The sequence below is a fragment of the Bradyrhizobium oropedii genome, assembly GCF_020889685.1.
Lineage (GTDB): Bacteria > Pseudomonadota > Alphaproteobacteria > Rhizobiales > Xanthobacteraceae > Bradyrhizobium > Bradyrhizobium oropedii.
In genome coordinates this window covers 48,742-72,060 of record NZ_JACMYO010000014.1, presented here as the reverse complement: position 1 = coordinate 72,060, position 23,319 = coordinate 48,742, and the positions used below count along the sequence as shown (strand labels likewise).

The 23,319-nt window shown below is 64.4% G+C and carries 21 protein-coding genes and 1 pseudogene; 10 read left to right on the top strand and 12 right to left on the bottom strand.

The window, feature by feature from the left end:
• From H8A95_RS06685 to H8A95_RS06675, 3 genes and pseudogenes are all read right to left on the bottom strand, one after another.
• Positions 1 to 196 (bottom strand): annotated as a pseudogene (locus H8A95_RS06685) (hypothetical protein); the annotation flags it as partial.
• Between the two features lie 204 nt (positions 197 to 400).
• A complete protein-coding gene (locus tag H8A95_RS06680; protein WP_229182445.1) occupies positions 401 to 1,357 on the bottom strand; it encodes a DMT family transporter in 957 nt (318 codons plus the stop codon).
• 244 nt (positions 1,358 to 1,601) lie between these two features.
• Positions 1,602 to 2,441: an aldo/keto reductase gene (locus H8A95_RS06675; RefSeq protein WP_229182442.1), complete on the bottom strand. Its 840-nt coding sequence runs from the start codon at positions 2,439 to 2,441 to the stop codon at positions 1,602 to 1,604.
• Between H8A95_RS06675 and H8A95_RS06670 the strand changes: the two genes are divergently transcribed.
• A complete protein-coding gene (locus tag H8A95_RS06670; RefSeq protein ID WP_229182444.1) occupies positions 2,322 to 3,023 on the top strand; it encodes an FAD-dependent monooxygenase in 702 nt (233 codons plus the stop codon). The two genes, H8A95_RS06675 and H8A95_RS06670, sit on opposite strands and share 120 nt — an antisense overlap.
• 18 nt (positions 3,024 to 3,041) lie before the next feature.
• Here the strand turns inward: H8A95_RS06670 and H8A95_RS06665 are convergent, their stop codons facing one another.
• The 6 genes from H8A95_RS06665 to H8A95_RS06640 all read right to left on the bottom strand — a co-directional run bounded on the left by H8A95_RS06665 (position 3,042) and on the right by H8A95_RS06640 (position 8,971).
• Positions 3,042 to 3,941, bottom strand: coding sequence for an SMP-30/gluconolactonase/LRE family protein (locus tag H8A95_RS06665; RefSeq protein WP_229182441.1), 900 nt, complete (start codon positions 3,939 to 3,941; stop codon positions 3,042 to 3,044).
• A gap of 196 nt (positions 3,942 to 4,137) precedes the next feature.
• Positions 4,138 to 4,563: a globin family protein gene (locus tag H8A95_RS06660; protein ID WP_229182440.1), complete on the bottom strand. Its 426-nt coding sequence runs from the start codon at positions 4,561 to 4,563 to the stop codon at positions 4,138 to 4,140.
• Between the two features lie 77 nt (positions 4,564 to 4,640).
• Positions 4,641 to 5,435, bottom strand: coding sequence for an ABC transporter ATP-binding protein (locus H8A95_RS06655; protein ID WP_229182439.1), 795 nt, complete (start codon positions 5,433 to 5,435; stop codon positions 4,641 to 4,643).
• 10 nt (positions 5,436 to 5,445) lie between these two features.
• Positions 5,446 to 6,348 (bottom strand): nitrate ABC transporter permease, encoded by a 903-nt coding sequence (ntrB, locus tag H8A95_RS06650; protein ID WP_229182438.1) that lies wholly within the window; start codon positions 6,346 to 6,348, stop codon positions 5,446 to 5,448.
• A gap of 59 nt (positions 6,349 to 6,407) precedes the next feature.
• Positions 6,408 to 7,718, bottom strand: a complete 1,311-nt coding sequence (locus H8A95_RS06645; protein WP_229182437.1) for a CmpA/NrtA family ABC transporter substrate-binding protein — start codon at positions 7,716 to 7,718, stop codon at positions 6,408 to 6,410.
• Between the two features lie 338 nt (positions 7,719 to 8,056).
• On the bottom strand, positions 8,057 to 8,971 hold the full coding sequence (locus H8A95_RS06640) for an intradiol ring-cleavage dioxygenase (protein ID WP_229182436.1): 915 nt from the start codon (positions 8,969 to 8,971) through the stop codon (positions 8,057 to 8,059).
• Positions 8,972 to 9,107: 136 nt separating this feature from the next.
• Between H8A95_RS06640 and H8A95_RS06635 the strand changes: the two genes are divergently transcribed.
• The 3 genes from H8A95_RS06635 to H8A95_RS06625 all read left to right on the top strand — a co-directional run bounded on the left by H8A95_RS06635 (position 9,108) and on the right by H8A95_RS06625 (position 13,467).
• A complete protein-coding gene (locus H8A95_RS06635) occupies positions 9,108 to 10,382 on the top strand; it encodes a serine hydrolase domain-containing protein (protein ID WP_229182435.1) in 1,275 nt (424 codons plus the stop codon).
• Between the two features lie 151 nt (positions 10,383 to 10,533).
• Complete coding sequence (locus H8A95_RS06630; protein ID WP_229182434.1) at positions 10,534 to 12,045, top strand: sensor histidine kinase; 1,512 nt, start codon at positions 10,534 to 10,536, stop codon at positions 12,043 to 12,045.
• A gap of 102 nt (positions 12,046 to 12,147) precedes the next feature.
• Entirely contained in the window at positions 12,148 to 13,467 is a 1,320-nt protein-coding gene (locus tag H8A95_RS06625) for a dicarboxylate/amino acid:cation symporter (protein WP_229182433.1), read from the top strand.
• 53 nt (positions 13,468 to 13,520) lie between these two features.
• Here the strand turns inward: H8A95_RS06625 and H8A95_RS06620 are convergent, their stop codons facing one another.
• On the bottom strand, positions 13,521 to 13,748 hold the full coding sequence (locus tag H8A95_RS06620) for a hypothetical protein (RefSeq protein WP_229182432.1): 228 nt from the start codon (positions 13,746 to 13,748) through the stop codon (positions 13,521 to 13,523).
• Between the two features lie 651 nt (positions 13,749 to 14,399).
• On the opposite strand from H8A95_RS06620, the gene H8A95_RS06615 reads away from it, so the two are divergent.
• Complete coding sequence (locus H8A95_RS06615) at positions 14,400 to 14,795, top strand: helix-turn-helix domain-containing protein (protein WP_016844123.1); 396 nt, start codon at positions 14,400 to 14,402, stop codon at positions 14,793 to 14,795.
• A gap of 528 nt (positions 14,796 to 15,323) precedes the next feature.
• Positions 15,324 to 15,662: a hypothetical protein gene (locus tag H8A95_RS06610; protein ID WP_229182431.1), complete on the top strand. Its 339-nt coding sequence runs from the start codon at positions 15,324 to 15,326 to the stop codon at positions 15,660 to 15,662.
• Positions 15,663 to 15,801: 139 nt separating this feature from the next.
• Here the strand turns inward: H8A95_RS06610 and H8A95_RS06605 are convergent, their stop codons facing one another.
• A complete protein-coding gene (locus H8A95_RS06605; protein WP_229182430.1) occupies positions 15,802 to 17,568 on the bottom strand; it encodes a carbamoyltransferase family protein in 1,767 nt (588 codons plus the stop codon).
• Positions 17,569 to 17,822: 254 nt separating this feature from the next.
• Here H8A95_RS06605 and H8A95_RS06600 point away from each other — a divergent pair, with 254 nt between their 5' ends.
• From H8A95_RS06600 to H8A95_RS06585, 4 genes are read left to right on the top strand one after another with little or no spacing between them, the layout of a single operon-like run.
• Entirely contained in the window at positions 17,823 to 18,893 is a 1,071-nt protein-coding gene (locus tag H8A95_RS06600; RefSeq protein ID WP_229182429.1) for an LLM class flavin-dependent oxidoreductase, read from the top strand.
• A 44-nt stretch (positions 18,894 to 18,937) separates the two neighbouring features.
• Positions 18,938 to 20,512: an amino acid adenylation domain-containing protein gene (locus tag H8A95_RS06595; protein ID WP_229182428.1), complete on the top strand. Its 1,575-nt coding sequence runs from the start codon at positions 18,938 to 18,940 to the stop codon at positions 20,510 to 20,512.
• Positions 20,509 to 20,826 carry an acyl carrier protein gene (locus tag H8A95_RS06590; RefSeq protein WP_229182427.1) on the top strand — a complete coding sequence of 106 codons (318 nt, stop codon included), beginning with the start codon at positions 20,509 to 20,511 and terminating at the stop codon, positions 20,824 to 20,826. The genes H8A95_RS06595 and H8A95_RS06590 overlap by 4 nt, the downstream gene beginning before the upstream one ends.
• A gap of 10 nt (positions 20,827 to 20,836) precedes the next feature.
• On the top strand, positions 20,837 to 22,084 hold the full coding sequence (locus H8A95_RS06585; RefSeq protein WP_229182426.1) for a hypothetical protein: 1,248 nt from the start codon (positions 20,837 to 20,839) through the stop codon (positions 22,082 to 22,084).
• A gap of 52 nt (positions 22,085 to 22,136) precedes the next feature.
• Here the strand turns inward: H8A95_RS06585 and H8A95_RS06580 are convergent, their stop codons facing one another.
• The gene (locus H8A95_RS06580) at positions 22,137 to 23,219 is read right to left on the bottom strand and encodes an isocitrate/isopropylmalate dehydrogenase family protein (protein WP_229182425.1); all 1,083 of its coding nucleotides are present in this window, start codon (positions 23,217 to 23,219) and stop codon (positions 22,137 to 22,139) included.
• Between the last annotated feature and the right edge of the window lie 100 nt (positions 23,220 to 23,319).

The window sequence follows — 23,319 nt, the reverse complement described above, 5'->3', positions numbered from 1 at the left end:
CACCACCGCCGGTGCAGACGCACGACCGGCTCGGAGCGCCGCCGTCGCCACCGACGCCGCTGTTGACATCAGGAACGCCGCCGGCACCGCCATATTGTCCCGTCGACTGATAATCACCCTCGCCGCCCACGCCGCCGTTTTGCGCGAGGACCGGCCCGGCGAGCAGAGCGGTTGAAAAGATGATCGCGGCCGTCAAGCAGCCTTGCAGACGGATTCGCGCCCAGCCCCACACCGGCATTGCCCCAGCCCCAAATCGATAGTGCCGCGCGGACGCGGCTTAACCCGAATGGTCTATCTTGCAATTCGCGAGGGGCGCGTCTTCTCAGGCCGTGCACGGTTATGGCGCCCGGCCGGTATTTGCACGGATAAAGGGCGGTTGTTGTAAAATTGATACGCGCCGTCAGGCGTTTGGCGAAGGCTCGCTGGCCACCGCCAGCAATTGCGAGCGCCGCATGCGCTCGCGATGCGCGGTGTAGAGGCCGGAGGCGACGATGAAGCCGGCGCCGAGGATGGTCCAGTGGTCGGGCACTTCACCGAAGATCAGAAAGCCGAGGATGCTGACCCACAGCAGTTGGGTGTAGGAGAACGGCGCCAGCACCGAGGCATCGCCGTAGCGGAACGCCAGCACCACGATCCACTGTCCGACCGTGGAGGCAACGCCGATCAGGATGCCGAACATGATGTCGTGCCAGCTCGGCGTGACCCAGACGAACGGCACCAGCGCACTGACGATCGCGACACCGACGATGGACGAATAGGTCATCACCGTGATCGGGCGCTCGCTGCCGCTCATCATGCGGGTCAGGATCAGCGTGCCGGCCCAGGCCAGCGCCGAGACGATCGGGAAGATCGCGGCAGGATGGAACGCGCTGGTACCCGGCCGCAGGATGATGAACACGCCCATGAGACCGACCGCGGTCGCGATCCAGCGGCGCATGCCGACCTTCTCGCCGAGGAAGGCGATCGACAGCGCGGTGACGAACAGCGGCGAGACGAAGCTGGTGGCCGAGGCCTCGGCGATCGGCAGGAAGCCCAACCCCGTGATGAAGATCAGCGACGAACCGAGCAGCGCGGCGCCGCGCAGCACATGCAGGCCCGGCCGGCTGCTGCGCAGCGCGAACAACGGCGTTCCCGGCAGCATCGCCGGCGTCATGATCAGCGCGAACACAAGGAAGCGGATCCAGGCGATCTCGATCGAAGGCAGCGTCGACGAGAGATATTTTGCGGTGACGTCCGATGTGCCCAGGAACACCGTCGACAGCAGGATCAGCGCAATGCCCTTGAACGGCCGGTCGGTGCGGGCCGGCGCCTTGCTGCGTGCGACGCTTGTCGTTGAGGGCGCCGTCTTGGCGGGCAATGAAAGGGGAACGCTGTCCAGCCTGGCGGCTACGGCGGCGGGGGGCGGTGTCACGGCAATCTCGAAGGCGAAATAAAGGGGAATCTGCTGTTCGTAGAGAACGCCAATTCCGCCGCGAGAACAATGCCCGAAAACGGGACTCCGATATGCACCAGCGCGCGCGACCGCCCGTCGCAGCCTGTGTGCGGCCGCAACTGCAACAGTTTGTTAAGAACTGTGTGGAGCGGGGCTGTGAATCCGCGAATTAGAGCATCGGCAGCGAGCGTGGCTTCGGCCCGCGCGGGAACGCCGCATCGAGCGCAGCGAGCTCGTCGGCGCTGAGCTTGAGCGTGCCTGCGACCGCATTCTCCGCCGCGTGCTCGGCGTTCGACCCCTTCGGAATCGCGAGCACCGACGGCAGCCGCGTGAGGAAGCTCAGCGCGACCTGGCGCGGCGTCGCCTTGTGCTTCTCCGCGATCGATTGCAGCACCGTGCCGGCCTTCGTCGACGCTAACGGAAAATCATTGTGGCCGAACGGCGAGTAGGCGACGACGGCGACGCCATGTCGCTCGCACCACGGAATCACGGCGTGCTCGATGGCGCGCTCCTGCAGATGGTAGAGCACCTGGTTGCAGGCGATGTTGCCCTCGCCCGCGACATCGCGCAGTTCGTCGAGATCGTCGGCGTCGAAATTGCTGACGCCCCAGGAGCGGATCTTGCCGGCCGCGATCAATTCGTCGAACGCCGCGACAGTCTCGGCGAGCGGAGTGGTTCCGCGCCAGTGCAGCAGATAGCAATCGAGCCGATCGGTCTTCAGCCGCTTCAGCGACCGCTCGCAGGCGGTGATGGTGCCGCGCCGCGAGGCGTTGCTCGGCAGAACTTTCGAAACCAGGAACAGCCCGTCGCGGCGGCCGGTGATGGCATCGGCGATCACGAGCTCGGCGTCGCCATACATCTCGGCGGTGTCAATGTGCGTCATGCCGGCATCGATGCCGCGCTTCAGCGCAGCAACGGCCGCCTTGCGGTCCCCGCGATCGAGATACCAGGTGCCCTGCCCGATCACCGAGACCTGCGGGCCGTTGTTGCCGAATTTTTTTGTCTGCACAATCGCCTCGTTCGTGTCTCGCCCCACACAACGATAGAGGAAAGCGACGATCATGTCTCCACATCGTCGTCCCTGCGAAAGCAGCGACCCATAACCACCGACCCGGCGGAAGCCTTTGCCGCCAGACCGGTCACCCATGATGAGGTGCTGGAAGGCTTTCGCGACGTCCATCCACGCGCCAAGGCGATCATTCATCACGGCAAGGACTGGAAGGCGTGGGTGACCTGCGACCGCGATCCCATCGAGCGATGGGTCGACGGGCGCGCCGTCCTGCTCGGCGACGCCGCGCATCCGATGCTGCAATACTTTGCACAAGGCGCCTGCATGGCGCTGGAGGATGCGGTCTGGCTTGCGGAACTGCTCGGCGATACGCCCGACGCCGTCGAGCAGGCGCTGGAAAAGTACCGGCAGGTTCGGCTGCTGCGCACGGCGCGGGTCCAGCTTCAGGCGCGCGAGCTCGGCACCCACGTCTATCATCCGGCCGGCGTGCACGCGCTGCTGCGCAATCAGTTCATGCGCGAGACCAGCCTCGAGCAGTTCTGCGACAGACTGGCCTGGCTGTACGGCTCGCCGTTTCCCTGAACGGCCACGCGCCGCGGCCTAGCCGAGCCCGCTGATATCGGCGACCAGCACCGAACCCGTCACCGATTCCGTGATGTAGGGACGATCGCGGTTGGCGCCGCTGATCGCGACATTGGTGCAGCTCTGTCCCGCGCAGGACTTGATCCGCGCGATGCACTCGCCGTTCGGTGCGAACACGAAGACATGGCCGAGCGAGGCGTGCGCGACGAACAGCCGCCCGGCTTTGTCCATCGTCATGCCGTCGGGCCCGCTCGGGCCGAACAGCGAGCAGAAGCGCCCGACCTTGGAGACGCTGCCGTCCTTCATGAACGGCGCGCGCCAGACCGCATTGTCACGCGTCATGGCGACGAACAGCACCGCCTCGTGCGGATCGAGCACCAGGCCGTTCGGGCTGATGCCGGTGTCGATCAGGCAGTCGAGCGCGCCATTGACGCGCAGCCGATAGACGCGGCCGGTCGGATCGTGCAGGCCGGTCTGGCCTTGATCCGTGAAATAGACGTCGCCGTTCGAGGCGATGTGCAGGTCGTTGCAGCCGCGGAACGATTCCGAATTGCGCGAACGCAGCAACGGCGTGACCTCGCCGGACCCGGCATCGAGCTCCATCAACCCGTGCCGATAATCGGCGATCAGGATGCGGCCCATCGGATCGATCTTCAGCCCGTTCGGCCAGCCGTCGTATTCGGCGACCTGCGACCATGACTTGTCCGGTGCGATCCTGAAGATGCGGCCGAACGGAATGTCGACGATGTAGAGATTGCCGTCGGCGTCGAACGACGGCCCCTCGATGAAGCAATCGGTCACCGCGCCCGGCCGGTTGGCGTCGGCCCATTCGCTCGCCACCTTGCGGCGGAATTCGGCGGGCACGGCGGAGAAGATCTCGGTCGGGATCAGTTTTGGCGGCGTTTCCAGGAACATCATTGTTGGTTCACCCGTTGGCGGAACGGGGTGGACCTTAGATCGATCCTTTCGTCATTGCGAGGAGCGATAGCGACGAAGCAATCCATCTCTCGGCCAGCGGAGGTATGGATTGCTTCGCTACGCTCGCAATGACGTGGATGGACGTTCAGTTCCTAGCGGAACTGATTTCGCGCGGCGTGGGCCGATGATCGTCGCCCTACTCCGCCGCCTGCGCGCTGCCATAGGCTTCCGAAATCATGTAGCCGGACAGCGTGCCGTAGGCCGCGGTCCATGCGGCGGCGACGTCAGGCGTCCAGGCTTCGCCGAGGCCCTTCTCCAAGGTCCACAGCAATGCGCCGCCGACCACCGGATAATGCTCGGGCCTGGCGCCATAGCCGACATGGCGCTTGGCGAGCGCACTCGCGGCGGGAAGCACTGACGATAGATTGCTCAATCCGTTGACGACGACGGCAAGCGTTCCCATCAGCTTCTTGCGCTGCTCGGTCATGTCAGAGGGAAACATCGCCTTCACGGCCGGCGCGACCTCGAACAGGCGGTCATAGAAGATGACCGCCGCCTGCTCCGAGATCGGCGCGACCTTGGCGAAGGTCTGCTGGACGAGCTTGACCTGGTCTTCCGTCATGTGTGCCTCCGTGCACGCTTTCTCGCCGCGCCATTGCGGCGAGACAGAAAAAGCCCTTCACGTGAGCGACGGCCCGCTCATGCCGCCTCGACGAAGCTGTGGCGCTCGTAGAGGAATTCGAGCACGCGCTGCCGGCACTTCAGGTAGCCGGGGTTGGTCGCGAGCTCGAGCCGCTTGCGCGGACGCGCCAAGGGCACCTCGAGCACCTCGCCGATCCGCGCGCTCGGGCCGTTGGTCATCATCACGATGCGGTCCGACAGCAGCACGGCCTCGTCGACGTCGTGAGTGATCATCAGGATGGTGTTGCCGAGCTTCTGGTGCAGCGCCATCGCCGAGTCCTGCAGATGCGCCCGGGTCAGCGCGTCGAGCGCGCCGAACGGCTCGTCGAGCAGCAGCACCTTCGGCTCCATCGCCAGCGCACGCGCGATGCCGACACGCTGCTTCATGCCGCCCGAAATCTCGCTTGGCCGCTTGTCCTTGGCATGCGCCATCTGCACCAGGCTGAGATTGTGCATCACCCAGGCGTCGCGCTCTGCCCTGCTCTTGGTTCTTGCAAACACCTTGTCGACGCCGAGCTTGACGTTCTCGTAGACGGTCAGCCATGGCAGCAGGCTGTGGTTCTGGAACACCACGGCGCGATCCGGCCCCGGCGAATTGACCTCGCGGTTCTCCAGCAGCACGCCGCCATTGGTGGCGCCGGTGAGGCCGGCGACGATGTTGAGCAGGGTCGACTTGCCGCAACCGGAATGGCCGATGATCGAGACGTATTCGCCCTTCTCGATCGTCAGGTTGATGTCCTTCAGGACCTCGGTGGTGGCGTTGCCGCGGGTGAAGACCTTGTCGATGTGGTCGAGCTTCAGATAGGCCTGCATGACTTGTCCCTCAGTTCGCAGCCGTGCCGCGGGTCACGACCTTGCCGAGGCCCGCAATGAGCCGGTCGAGCACGAAGCCGATGATGCCGACATAGAACAGCGCCAGGATGATTTCGCTGATATGCGAGGAATTCCACGCGTCCCAGATGAAGAAGCCGATGCCGACGCCGCCGATCAGCATTTCCGCGGCGACGATCGCGAGCCAGGACAGGCCGATGCCGATGCGCAGGCCGGTGAACATGTAGGGCGCGGCCGCCGGGATCATGATCTTGGTGAAGAACTCCAGCGGATTGAGCTGCACGACGGCGGCGACGTTGCGGTAGTCCTGCGGAATGTTGCGGATGCCGACCGCGGTGTTGATGATGATCGGCCACACCGAGGTGATGAAGATGACGAAGATCGCCGAGGGCTGGCCGTCGCGGAACGCGGCGAGCGACAACGGCAGCCAGGCGAGCGGCGGAATCGTGCGCAATACCTGGAACAGCGGATCGAGCCCGCGCATCGCCCAGACCGACTGGCCCACCAGCGTGCCGAGCGCGATGCCGGCGACCGCCGCCAGCGAGAAGCCGTAGGCGACACGCTGCAGACTGGCGGAGAGGTGCCAGAACAGGCCCTTGTCGATGCCACCATGGTCGAAGAACGGATCGAGGATCAGCTCCCTGGTGTCCTTGAACACCTTTGACGGCGGCGGCAGGCTGGAGCCGGCGCGCCGGCAGATCAACTCCCACACCACCAGCAGCAGCGCGATCACGATCAGCGGCGGCACGACACGCGCCGCGGTCTCCTTCGCCATCCTGGCGTAGGTCTCGGCGCGCGGCGTGCGCTTCGGCGTCATGGTCACGACCGGCGCCGCGGTAGCGGCCGGCGGGGTCACGACCGCCGACATTTCGGCCTTCATGGCAGGCATCGACATTGACAGACAATCTCCGTGGTCGAAGAACGGGCCATGCAAGAGCGCGGCCCTATGGGGGCTCAGACGTCGACACGCTTGATGGACAGGGATTTCAGGTAGGCGGCGGGATCGGCGGGATCGAACACCTTGCCGTCGAAGAAGGTCTCCCTGCCGCGCGAGGTCGAGGTTGGAATGTCCGACACGCCAAGCTCCTTGGCGGCCTCCTTCCAGAAATCCTCGCGGTTGACCTTGGCGATCAGCGCCTTGGTGTCGAAGCCGGCCTCATACTTGCCCCAGCGGATGTCCTCGGTCAGGAACCAGAGGTCGTGGCTCTGATAGGGATAGGAGGCGTTGTCGCTCCAGAACCGCATCTGCTGCGGCGAGTTCTCGACCACGTGGCCGGTGCCGTAGTCGAACTTGCCCTTCATGCGATCGGTGATGTCCTCGACCAGACAGTTGATCCACTGCCGCTTGGCGCAGATCGCCGCGGTCTCCTCGCGGTTCTCCATCTTCTCGCACCACTGCTGGGCCTCCATCACCGCCATCAGCAGCGCCTTCGCGGCCTTCGGGTTCTTGTCGACCCAAGCGGCACGCAGGCCGAACGACTTCTCCGGATGCTTGTCCCAGAGCTCGCCTGTAGTGATCGCGGTGTAGCCGATGTCCTGATGGATCAGCTGCAGATTCCACGGCTCGCAGACGCAGAAGCAGTCCATCGTGCCGACCTTCATGTTGGCCACCATCTGCGGCGGCGGCACCACGATGGTCTCGATGTCCTTGTCGGGATCGATGCCGCCGGCGGCGAGCCAGTACCGAATCCAGAGATCATGCGTGCCGCCGGGGAAGGTCATCGCAGCCTTCACCGCCTTGCCCGAGGCCTTCTTCTTGTCCAGCGCCGCCTTGAACGGCGCGGTGTCGATGCCGACCTTGAGATCGGCATATTCCTTGGCGACCGAGATGCACTGGCCGTTCAGATTGAGCCGCGCCATGATGTACATCGGCGTCGGCTGATTATTCTGCGTCACCTTGCCGGCCGAGATCAGATACGGCATCGGGGTCAGGATATGCGCGCCGTCGATGCCGTTGCCCTCGGAGCCGAGCACGAGATTGTCGCGCGTGGTGCCCCACGAGGCCTGCTTCTGCACCTCGACGTCGGGCATGCCGTATTTGGCGAAGATGCCCTTCTCCTTGGCGACGAACAGCGGCGAGGCATCGGTGAGCGCGATGAAGCCGAGCTTGGCGCCCTTCACTTCCGGGCCCGCGCCTTGCGCGAATGCACCAGCGGGAAAGTTCAGCTTGGCTGCGGCGAGCAGCGCGGCGGCGCCGCCGGTTGCGTTGAGGAGCCGGCGACGGCTGATCGCACGGCTCGGGGGCGTGTTGCTGGGCTTGGTCATCGGTCGTCCTTTGCGTTGCGGCGTTGCGTCTTTGCGTCGAGCACCGTCCATCGGGTGGCGACGCGCGCAGGGCGCAAAAGGGCATGCACCGGGGATGCGCCCGGTCTGGCGGCGTCAGAAATCCGATGGGGTGGCCTCGAGGGACGGCTTCAATGGCGTCGGCACTTGGCTATTCAAGCCTCATGCCAAGCTACCGCAGTGCAAAAATCGATTTTAGTGCAATGTTTTGCGCAACTTGTCGCAGCGCGCACGGTGTCTCCGTGCGCTGCCAAAAAATGTGCTCCGCCCAATTCTTGTGCGCCGCACATGAATTGAGCAGAGTGTTTGGACGATAGCGATCAGGCGTCCTCGCTGACCTTGGTGCCGAGCGGCGCGGGCGCCATTCCTCCACCGGGCTTCACGTGGAATTCGTAGGTCATCAGGCTCCACGGCCCATCCGATCGCTGCCCGTCGGGCATCACGGGATCGGTGCGCCGTTCGACCTTGGCGATCAGTTCGTTCTTCACGCCGAACACGACATCGGAGTCGATGTACTTGTCGCCTTCGACGAACACATGCGTGATCAGCGGCTCGTAGCCCTTGGCGTTGACCAGGAAGTGCACATGCGCCGGCCGCATCGGATGACGGTTGGTCTGTGTGATCATCTGCCCGACCGGACCGTCGGTCGGGATCGGATAGCTGCACGGCACGATGGTGCGGAAGAAGAACCGGCCATCCGCGTCGGTGATGAAGCGCGCCCGCGAGGACGGACCTTCGGTGGCATAGCTCGGCTTCTGCGAGTCATAGAACCCGTCGTCATCCGCGTGCCAGATATCGACCGGCACATTGGCCAGCGGCTTGCCATCGAGGTCGGTGACGCGGCTCTGCACGAACATGCGCTCGCCGGGCAGGCTCGCCGAGATGTCGGTGCCGTGCGGCGTCACCTTGTGCTCGCCGACATAGAACGGGCCGAGCACCGTGGTCTCGGTCGCGCCGTCGCGATCCCTGTGATTGACCGCATCGACCAGCATCGACACGCCGAGCACGTCGGACAGCAGGATGAATTCCTGGCGGATGTCGGTGCACTTCTGCCCGGTGCGGGTCAGGAAGCCGATCGCGTGGTCCCACTCCTCGAAGGTGAGATCGGTTCTGCGCACATAGTCGTGCAGCGACTTCACAAGTTCCTGCAGCAGGAACTTGGCCCGCGGATCGGGCGTCTGGTCGAAGCTGCGGATGACGGCGGTGGTGAGCTCGGTTTCGTTGAACTGGGTCATCTCGGCGTTTCCCTCGAGGGCGCGATTGCAGGGGCGACCGTACACCACCGGCCCGGTGCCGGTAAGCGGCGGCGGAATGGTGAAACGGACACTTTTCGGCTATCAAGGCTGCCTCGCCAGCCGGAGAAAATGCCCGATGTTAGCCCCCACGCCTGCCTCGCCCGAATCCGCGGGAATGTCGACCACCGCCCTCAACCGCCTCGAAGCGCATCTGAAGAGCCGCTACATCGATGCCAGCCGCTTTCCCGGCACGCAGGTCCTGATCTACCGCCGCGGCAAGATCGTGCATTCGACCGTCCAGGGCTTTGCCGATCTCGAGCGCAAGGTGCGCGTCAAGGACGACACCATCTTTCGCATCTATTCGATGACCAAGCCGATCACGTCGGTCGCCTTCATGACGCTGGTCGAGGAAGGTAAGGTCGCGCTCGACGAGCCGGTCGCCAAATACATTCCGGAATGGAAGAACCTCGGCGTGTTCGTCGCCGGCAACGCACCGGCCTTCCTGACCCGACCGCCCACCCGGCCGATGCAGATCGTCGACCTGTTGCGCCACACCTCGGGGCTCACCTACGGCTTCCAGCAGCGCTCCAACGTCGACGCCGCCTATCGCGAGAAGAAGATCGGCGAGGTCATCAAGGCCGGCACGCTCGACAGCATGATCGAGGATCTGGCGAAGATCCCGCTGGAGTTCTCCCCGGGCGAAGCCTGGAATTACTCGGTTTCCACTGACGTGCTCGGCTATCTCGTCGGCAAGATCTCAGGGATGCCGTTCGAGCAATTCCTGAAGGAGCGCATCTTCAACCCGCTCGGCATGAACGACACCGACTTCTTCGTGCCCGCCGACAAGGTGCACCGCTTTGCCGCCTGCTATTCGGCCGATCCGCAGGGCGGCTTCAACCCGCTCGCCGCTGAGCGCAAGGGCACGCTGACCTTGCAGGACGATCCGACCACCAGCTCGTTCCTGTCGCCGCCCTCGCTGGTCTCGGGCGGCGGTGGACTGTGCTCGACCGCGGCCGACTACCTGACCTTCTGCCGGGCGCTGCTCAATGGCGGCGAGCTCGGCGGCGTCAGGCTGCTCGGCCCGAAGACGCTGAAGCTGATGGCCTCCAACCATCTGCCCGGCGGCGTCGACCTGCCGGCGATGTCGCGCTCGATGTTCGCCGAAGCCGCCTATAACGGCATCGGCTTTGGCCTCGGCTTCGCCGTCACCATGCACCCGGCGCAGACGCTAATTGCGGGCAGCCCGGGCGAATTCAACTGGGGCGGCGCCGCGACGACGTCGTTCTTCATCGATCCGGCGGAAGAGCTGATCACGATCTTCATGACCCAGGTGCTGCCGTCGAGCGCCTATCCGCTGCGGCGCGAGCTGCGCACCATGGTCTACGCCGCGATCACCGAGAGCAATCTCTGACCACAAGGCCTTTCAGGCCAAGCTATTCCGCGGCGCACACCTCTGAGCATCATGGCGCCGCGGAACCCTTCTGATTTCAAGCTATTTCCTTTGGCGGACATTTCCCGCCTCCCCTAAGCTCACAGCAAATGGGCATCGACCCGGGGACTTCGTGCCGAAACTGACATTGCCAGTGCGTCTCGCGCTTCTGCTCGCGGGAACGATGTTGCCGCTGATCGTTTTCGCGGTCGGTATCGTCTTCCACAATTATCAGCGGGACCGCCAGGCCGCCACGCAGCGCGTGCTGGAGACGGCGCGCAGTGTCCGCCTGCTGCTCGACGCGGAAATGCAGCGCATGACCGGTGGGCTGCAGGTGCTGGCGCTGACCAACTCGCTGCGCAACAGCGACTTCGGCAATTTCCGCCGCGTCGCAGCCGGCTTCCTCGACCAGTACGGCAAGGACGGCGTGATCCTGGTGGCCGACCGTGAAGGACGGCAAGCGTTCTCCTCGCTGACATCGGACACCGCGAGCCTGCCGCCGCGCAACAATCTCGATATCCTCGAGAAGGTGTTTACGACCCGGCAGCCGCAATACTCCAACCTGTTCTTCGGCGCGGTGAAGCAGCGCCTGATCATCACCGTCGAGGTGCCGGTGATCCGCGACGGCGAGGTGCTCTACGACATCTCCTTCAGCCCGCCGATCGAGGTTTTCCAGGCCATCATCGAGAAGCAGCGGCTGAACCAGGACTGGACCATCTCGATCTTCGACAGCGACGGCGTCAACCTGGCGCGCGTGCCGAACCCGCAAGCGACCATCGGGCAGCGCGCCTCGCCGTCGCTGTTTGCCGAGATGTTTCGCAGCAGCGAGGCGACCCTGTCGACCGTCTCGCTCGAAGGCGTGGCGCTGATCACGGGCTTCACCCGATCGCGCGTCACCGGCTGGACGGTTGCAGCCGGCATCGCCGAGAACTCGCTGGTGGGGCCGCTGTGGCGCTCGCTTGCAATCACCAGCGTGATCGGCGGCATTCTGCTGCTGGTCGGCCTCGGCTTTGCGGTGCGGATGGCGACCACGATCGCGCGCGGCGAGATGCTGCACGACCTCCTGATCGAGGAGCTCAACCACCGCGTCAAGAACACGCTGGCGATCCTGCAATCGATCGCCACCCAAACCTTCCGCAGCGCGAGCCGCGCCGAGCGCGAGAAATTCGAGGGACGGCTCGGCGCACTCGCCGAGGCGCATAACCTGCTCTCGACCGAGAAATGGCAGGGCTCCGACCTCCAGGACGTCATCAGCCGGGTGCTGCGGCCGTATCTGCTGAACAACACGGCCGAACGGGTCAAGATGTTCGGGCCGCGCGTGCCGCTGTCGCCCCGGCTCGCTTTGGTGCTGTCGATGCTCCTGCATGAGATGGCGACCAACGCCGCCAAATATGGCGCGCTGTCCAACGACACCGGCACGGTGACGCTGGACTGGGAAGTCCTGCAGGAAGGCCCCGGACCGAAGCTCCGGATGATCTGGACCGAGGCCGGCGGCCCGCCCGTGGCGCCGCCGGTGCAGTGCGGCTTCGGCTCCCGGCTGATCGAGCGCAGCGCCCGCGACCAGCTCGGCGGCGAGGCCACGGTCGATTTCCTGCCCCATGGCGTCGTCTACACCGTGACCAGCACCCTCGAAACCGGCGAGTGACCGGGCAAATGGTGCCCGATCCTGCGACATCTTGGCACGCAAGTTGCTAAGATGGGGCGGGTTCGGCCGGCAAGAACACCGGCAAGAAACAGGGGGAAGTTCATGTCGACCGTCGCAGCGGAAGCCACCGTGGCACGAAAGCCGCTTTACACATCACTGTTCGTGCAGGTGCTCGTCGCGCTGCTGCTCGGCATCGTCATAGGCATGGCCGCGCCCGATTTCGCGATCGGACTGAAGATCTTCAGCGATGCATTCCTGAAGCTGATCTCGATGATCGTGGCGCCGATCGTGTTCTGCGTCGTGGTGCACGGCATCGCGGGCGCCGGCGACCTCAAGAAGGTCGGACGCGTCGGCGTCAAGGCGCTGGTCTATTTCGAGGCGATGACGACGGTCGCGCTCGTGGTCGGATTGATCCTGGCCTATCTGTTCGGGCCTGGTCACGGCATGAACATCGATACCTCGACGCTGGACGCCAAGGCGCTCGGCAACTACGCCAGCAACGCGCAGAAGCTGAAGGGTGAAGGCATCGGCAGCTTCCTGCTCAACATCATCCCGACCACCTCGTTCGACGCGCTGTCGCGCAACGACGTGCTGCAGGTGTTGTTCTTCGCCATCATCTTCGGCGTCAGCCTGGCGCTGGTCGGCGGCGAGAAGGGCGAGAAAATCACCTCGTTCATCGACGCGGTCTCGACCGTGCTGTTCCGCGCCATGGGCCTGATCGTGCGCTTCGCGCCGATCGGCGTGCTCGGCGCCGTCGCATATACGGTCGGAAAATACGGCGTCGGTTCGTTGAAGCAGCTGCTGTCGCTGGTCGCGCTGTTCTACGTGTCGGTCGCGATCTTCGTGCTCGGCGTGCTCGGCGGCGTGATGGCGTTTGCCGGCATCAACATCCTCAAATTCCTCGGCTACCTGCGCGAGGAGCTGATGATCGTGGTCGCGACCGCATCCTCCGACGCGGTGCTGCCGCAGGTGATGCGCAAGCTGGAGCATTTCGGCGTCAAGGATTCGGTGGTCGGCCTCGTGATTCCGACCGGCTACTCCTTCAACCTCGATGCCTTCTCGATCTATCTGACGCTTGCGGTCGTGTTCATCGCGCAGGCGACCAACACGCCGCTGTCGTTCGGCGACTTGCTGCTGGTGCTCGGCGTATCGCTGATCACCTCGAAGGGCGCGCATGGCGTGCCGGGCTCGGCGATCGTCATCCTGGCGGCGACACTCAACGCCGTGCCGAGCATCCCGGCGATCGGCCTCGTGCTGGTGCTCTCGGTCGACTGGTTCATCGGCATGGCGCGCGCAGTCGGCAATTTGATCGGCAACTGCGTTGCCACCGTCGTGGTCGCGGCATGGGAAGGTGACCTGGACCGGGACAAGGCCCGGCGCGTGCTCGAAGGTGCCGATGCGGTTGACGTGACTGCGGGCTGAGCCACACGCAGCACAGGTACAACAGCGTCCCGCGCCTGGCGCGGGGCGCGGGCTTACTTGATCAGCCTCAGATACGGCGGCAGTTGCCGGGTGGTCGGTTCCTGCACCGGCTCGTCCGACGCGATCATGTCGCACAGTGCCTTGAGCTCGGAATCCGTCACTCTATGCAGTTCCATCCGAAGCTCGAGGATCGCAAGCGACAGCAGCCGCGCCGTCTCGGTGTTCGCCCGGTCGGTCAGAAAGGCCTGACATTCTTCGAGGGTTGCGAGCAGCGCCAGCAACCGTTCTTCCGTATTTGCGACCGGCATATCTTCCACTCCCGAAGCCGCGAGGTAGAGTCGAGGTCTTTCCCTCTTCCGCTTCATTTGCCTCTCCCGCCAGAGTTCGCCGGCTTCTCGTAGGCGCACATTTGTTCCAGATGATCGAGAACTTTTGGGCAATTGTCCAGCAACATTCCGAAAGCCTGACTTGGACTTACGTCAAACTTTTCGCATCGACGGCGATTCAGTCAAGCAACCGGGGACCATCTCCGCGACCTCAGGCTGCACTAGCTGGGGTTGCATCCATGCAAGGACGCCCGTACAATATAAGTCGCCCGTAGAACTACGGGCACAGTGATTGCCGCCCAGAAAGCATGCGCGCAAAATCTGTGTCGATCAAACTCGCGCTAGTTGTGGTTTGGTCAATATTTTGCCAAATGTAGAGGGCGGGGTGTCGATAGACACCTTGGCGCGGTCGACTTCAGGTAGTCGACCGAGTCGGTACTAGGGTGCTTCCAACGCGCAAATGCGTATGGATACCATCCCGCGATCTTCTTGGATTTCGTAGTTCAGACGAACTGACGATCCACTCGAGCTTAACGCGGTACATCATCAACGTGTCCCTGACCCGACCGGGCCAGGGATTCTCGATTTGAAGGACGGGTCACAAGAATGAACAGATCAGCAGCAAAGAAGATGAAGCAGCGCAGTGCCGGCAAGCCGGACATTGAGTTGGGCAAGCGGATTCGCCTGCGCCGTGTCGAGCAGAAGATCTCGCAGGCCGAACTCGGCGACAAGCTTGGCGTCAGCTTCCAGCAGGTTCAGAAGTACGAGAAGGGCGTCAACCGCGTCGGCGCTGCTCGCCTTCAGCAGATCGCGACCGCGCTCGATGTGCCGGTCACCTTCTTCTACGACGGCGACAACAAGGCCCGCGAAGTCGAGAGCCTGCTGTTCCTCGACAGCGCGTTCAGCCTCCGGTTGCTGCGCGCCTACAGCAAGATCAAGGATCAGACCGTGCAGCGCCAGCTGGTGTCGCTGATGGAATCGATCGCCGCCAACGAAGACTGAGCGCGGAACGGGTCGCGACGCCGCGAACGCGATCCACCACGCCGCAGCAGGGATCGGCCGCTGGGCCGCTCGCCGCGACCGCTACGCGCACGCGCCGGTCCGGCCGGGAAGTCGAAGCGCTGCCATCCGCGATGGCAGCGCTTTTTCTTTGGCCGCGGCGGTCCCTCAAGGATTTGTGATCCAGGCTTCTTCAGTCCCGCGCCTGATACACGGTCGCGAGGTGACGGCAGGCATCGCGCCGTGATCCCGCAAATCGAGTTGAGGTTGGTCTTCGCGCGGTTCGCCGCGCATGAGCGCGGGCTTCTCCGCTCCACGCCCTGACTGCACATCTCATCAGCACATGTGCGCACGACGCATCGCCATTCTGTCGCGCGGCCAATTGTCGCCCGCGCGCGGCGCGACCTCACAACTCCCGCATTTCCTGCGTTGAACCGGCCTCGCCAGAACCAAGTGTACGGGCTCGTCTTTTTTGTCGCAGCAACGAAGTGGCCGCATGGACGTTTTCAGGCTTCAACCAAGGAGATCTCAATGAATATCGAGCTTGCCGTTATTGGACTGGCCGCGCTCGGAAGCGCAGCGTTGATGTCCGGTGCGGCATCGGCGATGCCGAACGGGCTTCCACAGGCCGGCCACATCGCAGGCGAAACGTCCAATGTCGACAAGGTGCGCCAGGTCTGCGATCGCTGGGGCCGTTGCTACTGGCAGCCGGGCTATGGCTATGGACCGCGCCATCACGGATGGCATCATCGTCCGCACTTCCAGCCCCGACATCATCACGGGTACCGCCCTCACGGCGGACATCATGGTGGCGGTCATCACGGTGGCGGACACCATGGCGGCGGGCATCACGGCGGACACCGGCGCTAATCATCAGCGAGGGGGCTTCGGCCCCCTCACCTTTTCGCGCTCAAGCATGATCCGGATAAGTGCGAAGCAGCTTTCCGCAGCAACAAGCACGAGGCGTTTGCGCAGAGATCATGCTCCGTCGCCGAGACGTTAGCGCCGACTACTTTTGTCCCGCACGACGGACGAGCACGTTCTCGAGGAACAGATACTCGATGCCGGTGCCGAGGAAAGTGTCGATGGCTTCGCGCGGGGTGTTGACGATCGGCTGCCCCTTCACATTGAAGCTCGTGTTCAGCACCATTTCGCGGCCGGTCGCCCGGCCGACGGCCCGCAGCAACGCGTGGAATTCCCGATTATCCCTGACGCCGACCGTCTGCACGCGAGCCGAGCCGTTGACATGCGTGATCGCCGGCAGCGCGGCGCGATGCGCGGGGCGCACGTCGGCAGTCATGATCATGTAGGGAAGCTCTAGCCCCTTCGGCACCTCGAACCAGTCATGCACCTGCTCGAGGCTGACCGCCGGCGCGAACGGGCGGAAGGCCTCGCGCATCTTGACCATCGCGTTGATGCGGTCGCGCATCTCGGGATGACCGGGATCGGCCAGGATGCTGCGATGGCCGAGCGCGCGGGGTCCGAATTCCATGCGGCCGCGGTACCAGCCGAGCACGCGCCCGGCCGCAATCAGCCTGGCCGCCGCCGCGCAGGTCTCGTCGAGATCTGGAAAACGCGTGATCTCGATGCGGCCCGCGGTCTCGGTGAGCGCCCTGTCGATCTCGGCCTGCGAATGTGCGGGACCCAGGAAGGGCACCGGCATCCGGACGTTCTTGACGCCGCGGTCGCGCGATGCCGACCAGAGTGCGGCGCCGAGCGCGGAGCCGTCGTCGCCGGCGGCCGGCTGAACGTAGATATCGTCGAACAGGCCCGACTGGAGCAGACGGCCGTTGGCGGTGCAGTTCAGCGCGACGCCGCCCGCCATCGCGAGCCTGCGCAGGCCGGTGCTGCGGCCGAAATGGCCGCAGACGTGGAGCATGACCCCGTCGAGGCATTCCTGCAGCGCCGCGGCGACGTCGCGATGGTCGTCGGTGACGTCGGCGTCCGGCGCGCGGGCCGGGATCAAATGCTCGCCGAGATGGCGTCGCGTCGCGCCGTAGGTTTCGCGATCGTGGCGTTCGCTATTGAGGCGGAGCAAAGGAATCCTGATCAGGCCATCGTCGCGCAGCTCCACGGTCCGCTCGAAGAAAGCACGGTAGCGGGCCGGGTCACCGTAGGGAGCAAGACCCATGATCTTGTATTCGTCGGAGTTGAAATCGAAGCCAAGATGCAGCGTCAGGGTGGAATAGAGGATGCCGATCGAATCCTGGGCGGTGATCTCCGCGAGCTTGTCGATCTGATTGTCATGCGCGTGATAGACGGTGACGGCGTGGACCTCGCCCATGCCGTCCAGAACCACCACCAGGCATTCGTCCCATCCGGAGGTGTAGTAGGCGCTGGCGGCGTGGGACAGATGATGGTTGACGTGGTGGACCTTGCCGGCGGCAAGTCCGGGCAGGTGCTCCTCAATTTGCGAGAGCAACTTTTCGCGCGAGAAGACCTCCCTGTATTGTCGGGCCGATGTCGGATCCAGCATGAAGGCGGCCTTGTAAGGCGAATAATCGAAGCCGTGAGAGATCGCGTCGATGTCGGCCGGCTTCAGGCCGGCGCTCTCCAGACAGTAGCTGATCGCGCCGATCGGGAAGTCGCCGGTGTGCTTCTTGCGGCTGAAGCGCTCTTCAGCAGCACCGGCGACGATCCTGCCGTCGACCACCAGCACCGCAGCGGAATCGTGGCCTTGGGAGATCCGGTATTCGCGTTCGTCGAGGCCCGGCCAGTGCGTCTTCTTGAACGGGATCGCGTTCTCGAAGCCGCTGATGCCGATGACATTCGCCATATTAACCACCCCTGGACGGATCGCGCTCAAGGGACTTTCGAGCAGGTTTCGCGGCATCGTTGCAGAGAAACCCGAGAAATCAAAGGTCCGCAAAAGGTGCAGTGCGCCGCCCCCGAATAGTCGACCAGCCATCCGTTCTCATCGCTTGACGGAGTACCACCTTTGCGTTGGGGGAGCTCACGAACGCATCATGCTACCATGATCCGGTTCTCCACCAGCCACGGCGTTTCAACGCTTTTGGATGGAGGTGGATGATGGATACGTTTTCCGACATTCAGTTCGAAGTCTTCAGCACGTGCCCGCAATCCGGCGCGGTGCAGGCGGCGGACTATGTCGAACGGGTGAAGGCCGTCGCCCGCTGGAGCGAAGAGGCGGGCTGCAAAGGGATCCTGGTCTACACAGAGAATTCCCTGGTCGATCCCTGGCTCGTCTCGCAAATCATCCTGGAAAGCACCCGGGAGCTCTGTCCGCTGGTGGCAGTGCAGCCGGTCTACATGCATCCGTACAGCGTCGCCAAGATGGTGAGTTCGCTCGCGCATATGTACGGACGCCGGCTCTATCTGAACATGGTCGCGGGCGGGTACACAACCGAGCTCGCGGCGCTTGGCGATGCGACGCCGCACGACAAGCGGTACGCCAGGCTCATCGAGTACACCGGCATCATCAAGCTGCTGCTCGAGAATGCCGAGCCGGTGACTCGCGAAGGGGAATCGCATGTCATCCGCAATCTCAGGATGACGCCACCGCTGCCGCGGGAGTTGCTGCCCGGCATATTCGTGTCTGGCTCCTCGGAAGCGGGCCTCGCTGCCGCCAAGGCGCTGGGCGCAACACCGGTGAAGTATCCCAAGCCGGCCGTAGAGTACGGGCACGCGGACGCCGCCTGCACCGGCTCGGGTGTGCGCGTCGGCATCATCGCCCGCTCGAGCGCCAAGGAGGCTTGGCGGGTCGCGCACGAACGCTTCCCGACCGACAGGAAGGGTCAACTGGCGCACAAGCTCGCCATGAAGGTCTCGGACTCGGCGTGGCACAAGCAGATGTCCGATCTCGCAGCTCAGACGTCCGTCACGCACGACACGCCCTATTGGCTAGTGCCGTTCGAAAACTACAAGACCTTCTGCCCGTATCTGGTCGGCGACTACAGGGTCGTCTCCGACGAGCTCGCGCGCTACGCTGCGGCCGGCTACAGGACGTTCATCCTGGACATCCCACCCACCCGCGAGGAACTGGTCCATACGGGCGAGGTGTTCGGACAGGCGCTGACGAAGGCCCGGCGTCTGATGCCGTCAGCGCTTCGCGATCCGGCGCGTCAGGGCCTCGCAGACTAGGCAATCGTTCGATGGAGTTGTGCGCGGACGGATCACGGCGGGGATTGTGGACAGGCTTCCTGCGCTCGGCGAGACTGTTTCCCGACCACCCTGCCGTCGTCGCGCGGGGCACGTCGCTGTCGTATCGACAGCTATGCGAGGCCGCCGTCCGCATCGCAGCCTGTATCCAGGCGCATCGCGAAGGGTCGTCGACGCCCCTCACCGCCGTGTTCGCGCATCGCAGCGCGACGGCGTTCGCCGGCGTGCTCGGGTCGCTTTTGGCCGGAAACGGCTACGTGCCGCTGAACCGCACCTTCCCGATCGAGCGGACCAGGTCGATGCTGGTCTGTTCGGAATGCCGATCGATCATCGTCGACGCGGAATCCTTGCCGCAAATGGACGCGCTCATGGATGGCGTGGACCAACCGCAGCTCGTCATCGCGCCCGGTCTCGAGGACCTGCGCCCCTATCGCGAAGGATGGCCGCGGCACGCCGTCGTCAGAGCTGCCGATCTCGAAGGGTACGTCGACTGGCACGAGCCGGAGGCGCGCGAGGACGCGATTGCCTATCTGCTGTTCACCTCCGGCAGCACCGGGACCCCGAAAGGGGTGATGGTCACACACCGCAACGTCGCCGCCTATGTCGAACATGCCGCGGAGCGCTTCGCGATCACGGAGCGCGACGTTGTCTCGCAGACGTTCGACATGACGTTCGACCTGTCGGCATCCGACATGTTCGTGGCGTGGGAACGAGGCGCATGCGTGTGCTGCCCCTCGCAGAAGACGCTGCTCAATCCGGGACGATTCATCCGCGAGCAAGGGCTGACGGTCTGGTTCTCGGTGCCCTCGATGGTCGCCCTGATGAAGCAATGCGGCCTGCTGAAGCCGGGAGGGTTTCCCTCGCTCAGGCTGAGCCTGTTCTGCGGCGAGCCGCTGCCCGTCAGCAGCGTCGAGGCCTGGACGATGGCCGCGCCCAACAGCATCATCGAAAATATCTACGGCCCCACCGAGTTGACCATCGCGTGCACCGGCTACCGGTGGGATCCGAAGCGAACGCCGACCGAAGCGGAGATGGGCATCGTGCCGATCGGCGCGCCATTCCCGGGAATGGACGTGCTCGTCGTCGACGAGCACCTGAACGAGGTCGCGCCGGGCGCCGACGGCGAACTACTGATGAGCGGTCCGCAGATGTCGCTCGGCTACTGGAAAGATCCCGAGAAGACTGCTGCGGCCTTCGTGGTCCCGCCCGGACGGAAAGACATATTCTACCGCACCGGCGACCGCGTGCGCCGGCCAGCCGGCGATGGTCCCCTGACCCATCTCGGCCGCATGGATTCCCAGGTGAAGATCCTCGGGCACAGAGTCGAACTCGGCGAGGTCGAGGCGGTGGTGCGCGAGGCCTCGGGCGTCGACGGCGTCGTGGCGATCGGCTGGCCCATCACGTCGAGCGGCTATGGCGGCATAGAAATGCTCATCGAAGGCGGGCCGGTCGATCTCGACCGGCTTCGCGCGGCGGTCGCCGCCCGGCTGCCGGACTACATGATCCCGAGACGATGGCACGTCCGCAGCCGGTTGCCACGCAACGCCAACGGAAAATACGACCGCAAGGCTATGCCGGCGGTTTTGGGAGACAGCCAATGAACGGTCCTACCACGGATGACGTCCGCGCGTTCTTCGGAGCCTTCCTCAACCGGATGCTAGAGGACCGCGGACAACATCCGCTGCGTGATCTTCCCGACGACTACGACCTGCTGCTGTCGGGGGCGCTCGATTCGCTGGCCTTCGTCGAGATGATGATGTCAGCGGGCGAGCACTTCGACAGGGAGATCGATTTCGAGAACCTCGATCCGGAACAGATGACGCTGATCGGGCCGCTGTGCCGGTTCGTGTCGGCGCAGTTGACGCAGCGTCGATCGCAAAACGGTCCGACCGGGTCGTTGCCGCCATTCGGCTAGGGAGGGATTGATGGTGGGGACCCGTGCGCGGGCGCAAATTCAGCCGCGCTCCAAGTATCACGCCGCCGACCTCCTGCTTCGGTTCCTGAAAAGCCGGCGACGTCCCGCGTCCGCTCAAGCCGAATCGGCGCCACTCTCCGGAAGCGCGTTGGCGCCGGCGAAGCAGCGGGAGGTCCGGTTCGCGGATTTCGAAAGCGTCGCGAGGCTGAAAGAACGCGGGGGGCTTGCGAAAGACAGCCCGGAGAACTGGGATCGGCTCTGGCGACAAAATCCCGCGATGGCCGCCGTCAAATCGCAACCCAGCATGGGGTGGGTGCTGGAAACCGCGCAGGGGATTGTCGGGTACCAGGGAAACATTCCCGTGCTCTACCAGTTCGAAAGCCGAACGATGGTCGCCGCGACAGCTGCCGGTCTAGTGATCGAGCCGGCGTACCGCACGCGCTGCATCGCACTGCTCGCTTCGTTCTTCCGGCAGCGAGATATCGATCTCTTCGTCATCACGCACTCGACGGCGTCCGTGGTCAATCAATCAAAAGCCCTACATGCGAGGTCGTTGCCCGACCCCGACTACGACAAGATCTTGTTCTGGATCCTGGATGTCCATCAGTTCGCGCGGGTGCTCGCAGCGAAGTTCGACGTCGGGAGCGGAATGGAGTCTATCGGAGCTTTCCTTGCCTCGTCGGCCATGCGTCTGGATTCGCTCCGCCGCGGACCACGGGGCCGTCTGACCAGCAAAGTAGCGGAAATCGATGTGAAGGACATCGGGGACGAATTCGAAGCGCTGTGGCGACGCAAATTGGGCGAGGCCCCTCGATTGCTGGCCGACCGAAGGCCCGCCTCTCTCAGGTGGCACTTCACGCTTCCTGGAAGCTCTTCGACGGTTGCCGTGCTGTGCTGCCATCGATTCCAGCGCCTGGCCGGGTATGCCGTCGTGCTGCATGCGGTCGACCGCGAGACAGGTTTGCGACGGTCGATGCTCGCCGACATCCTGGTGGAGCAGGATGACACAGATGTGACCGAGGCGCTACTCGAGGCGGCCTATGCGAACGCGGTCGCTTCGGGCGATCATCTGTTCGAGCTGGTCGGCGTGCCCAGACATATCAGGCAGATCCTGATGAGATGGAATCCCTACGTCAGGACTTACCCGACCGATCCGCTCGTCTACAAGACGACGGACGAGGGCTTGGCTCGCGCCCTCGAAGATGAGAGCGCCTGGTACGCCGGCCCGTTCGACGGCGACGCAACGCTGCTGCCGTAACGGCTCCGGTCAGCCAACGCAGCAGAACGAGGCGGGCTCGGTCTCGTCGCCGTCAGAGCGCCGCCAGCACGGCCTTCGCGACATCGGCGGTGCCGTTGCTGCCGCCGAACTCGAACGGCTTGATGCCGCCGGCGTAGACCTTGTCGACCGCGCGCTCGATTCGCTCGCCGGCTTCCGCTGCGCCTTCGAGACCGTGCTTGTCGGCGAGCCAGTCCAGCATCATCGCAGCCGACAGGATCATCGCGGTCGGGTTGGCCTTGCCCTGCCCCATGATGTCGGGTGCCGTGCCGTGACACGGTTGAAAAACGGCGTAGCGATCACCGATGTCGGCCGACGGCGCCATGCCCATGCCACCGATCAGGCCGGCAGTGAGATCAGACAGGATGTCGCCGAACATGTTCTCGGTCACCATGACGTCGAAGTCCCAGGGACGCTTCACCAGCGCGGCCGCGGTCGCGTCGATGTAGAGGTGATCGGCCCTGACGTCAGGATGGCGCTTCGCGGTCTCGTCGAAGATGCTGCGGAAGAACGCGAACGCCTTGAACACGTTTGCCTTGTCGACGCAGGTCAGCCCGCCATTGACCTTGCCGCGCGCCTTGCGGCGTTCGGCAAGCCGGAACGAGAACTCGAACAGCCGCTCGGAGGTGCGGCGCGTGATCACCATCGTCTCGCGCGCCTCGCCCTCGGTGACGACGCCCTTGCCCATCGAGGCGAACAGGCCTTCGGTCGATTCCCGGATCACGACCAGGTCGATGCCCTTCTGATCGGCGCCGACGATCGTGCTGGCCACACCCGGGATCAATCGCGCGGGCCGCACGCCGGCATAGAGATCGAAGATCACGCGCAATTCGATCTGCGGCGCGATCTCGGTGTTGTCGGGGTAACGCACCGCCGGCAGGCCGCAGGCTCCGAGCAGGATCGCATCGGCCTCCTCGCACAGCCGGATCGTGCTCTCCGGCATCGACTTGCCGGTTTCCCTGTAATGGCCAGCGCCGGCCGCCGCCTCGGTGAAGCGGAATTTGAGGCCGGCCGACGCCTCGATCTTGCGCAGCACTTCGAGCGCCGGCGCCATCACCTCGGGACCGATGCCATCGCCACCGAGAACTGCGATGTGGAGTGCGTCGTTGGCGGACATGGGGACTCCCGAAAGATGATCGTCATTCCCGGGCGATGCGCAGCATCGAACCCGGAATCTGGAGATTCCGGGTTCACGCTTCGCGTGCCCCGGAATGACG

Bases quoted from the DNA above. Each gene is read 5' to 3' on its own strand.
- H8A95_RS06655 (WP_229182439.1), bottom strand. From the start codon at position 5,435: ATGCAGGCCTATCTGAAGCTCGACCACATCGACAAGGTCTTCACCCGC.
- H8A95_RS06625 (WP_229182433.1), top strand. From the start codon at position 12,148: ATGTCGACCGTCGCAGCGGAAGCCACCGTGGCACGAAAGCCGCTTTAC.
- H8A95_RS06610 (WP_229182431.1), top strand. From the start codon at position 15,324: ATGAATATCGAGCTTGCCGTTATTGGACTGGCCGCGCTCGGAAGCGCA.
- H8A95_RS06660 (WP_229182440.1), bottom strand. From the start codon at position 4,563: ATGACGGAAGACCAGGTCAAGCTCGTCCAGCAGACCTTCGCCAAGGTC.
- H8A95_RS06585 (WP_229182426.1), top strand. From the start codon at position 20,837: ATGGTGGGGACCCGTGCGCGGGCGCAAATTCAGCCGCGCTCCAAGTAT.
- H8A95_RS06605 (WP_229182430.1), bottom strand. From the start codon at position 17,568: ATGGCGAATGTCATCGGCATCAGCGGCTTCGAGAACGCGATCCCGTTC.
- ntrB (WP_229182438.1), bottom strand. From the start codon at position 6,348: ATGTCGATGCCTGCCATGAAGGCCGAAATGTCGGCGGTCGTGACCCCG.
- H8A95_RS06590 (WP_229182427.1), top strand. From the start codon at position 20,509: ATGAACGGTCCTACCACGGATGACGTCCGCGCGTTCTTCGGAGCCTTC.
- H8A95_RS06580 (WP_229182425.1), bottom strand. From the start codon at position 23,219: ATGTCCGCCAACGACGCACTCCACATCGCAGTTCTCGGTGGCGATGGC.
- H8A95_RS06615 (WP_016844123.1), top strand. From the start codon at position 14,400: ATGAACAGATCAGCAGCAAAGAAGATGAAGCAGCGCAGTGCCGGCAAG.
- H8A95_RS06600 (WP_229182429.1), top strand. From the start codon at position 17,823: ATGGATACGTTTTCCGACATTCAGTTCGAAGTCTTCAGCACGTGCCCG.
- H8A95_RS06645 (WP_229182437.1), bottom strand. From the start codon at position 7,718: ATGACCAAGCCCAGCAACACGCCCCCGAGCCGTGCGATCAGCCGTCGC.
- H8A95_RS06640 (WP_229182436.1), bottom strand. From the start codon at position 8,971: ATGACCCAGTTCAACGAAACCGAGCTCACCACCGCCGTCATCCGCAGC.
- H8A95_RS06635 (WP_229182435.1), top strand. From the start codon at position 9,108: ATGTTAGCCCCCACGCCTGCCTCGCCCGAATCCGCGGGAATGTCGACC.
- H8A95_RS06665 (WP_229182441.1), bottom strand. From the start codon at position 3,941: ATGATGTTCCTGGAAACGCCGCCAAAACTGATCCCGACCGAGATCTTC.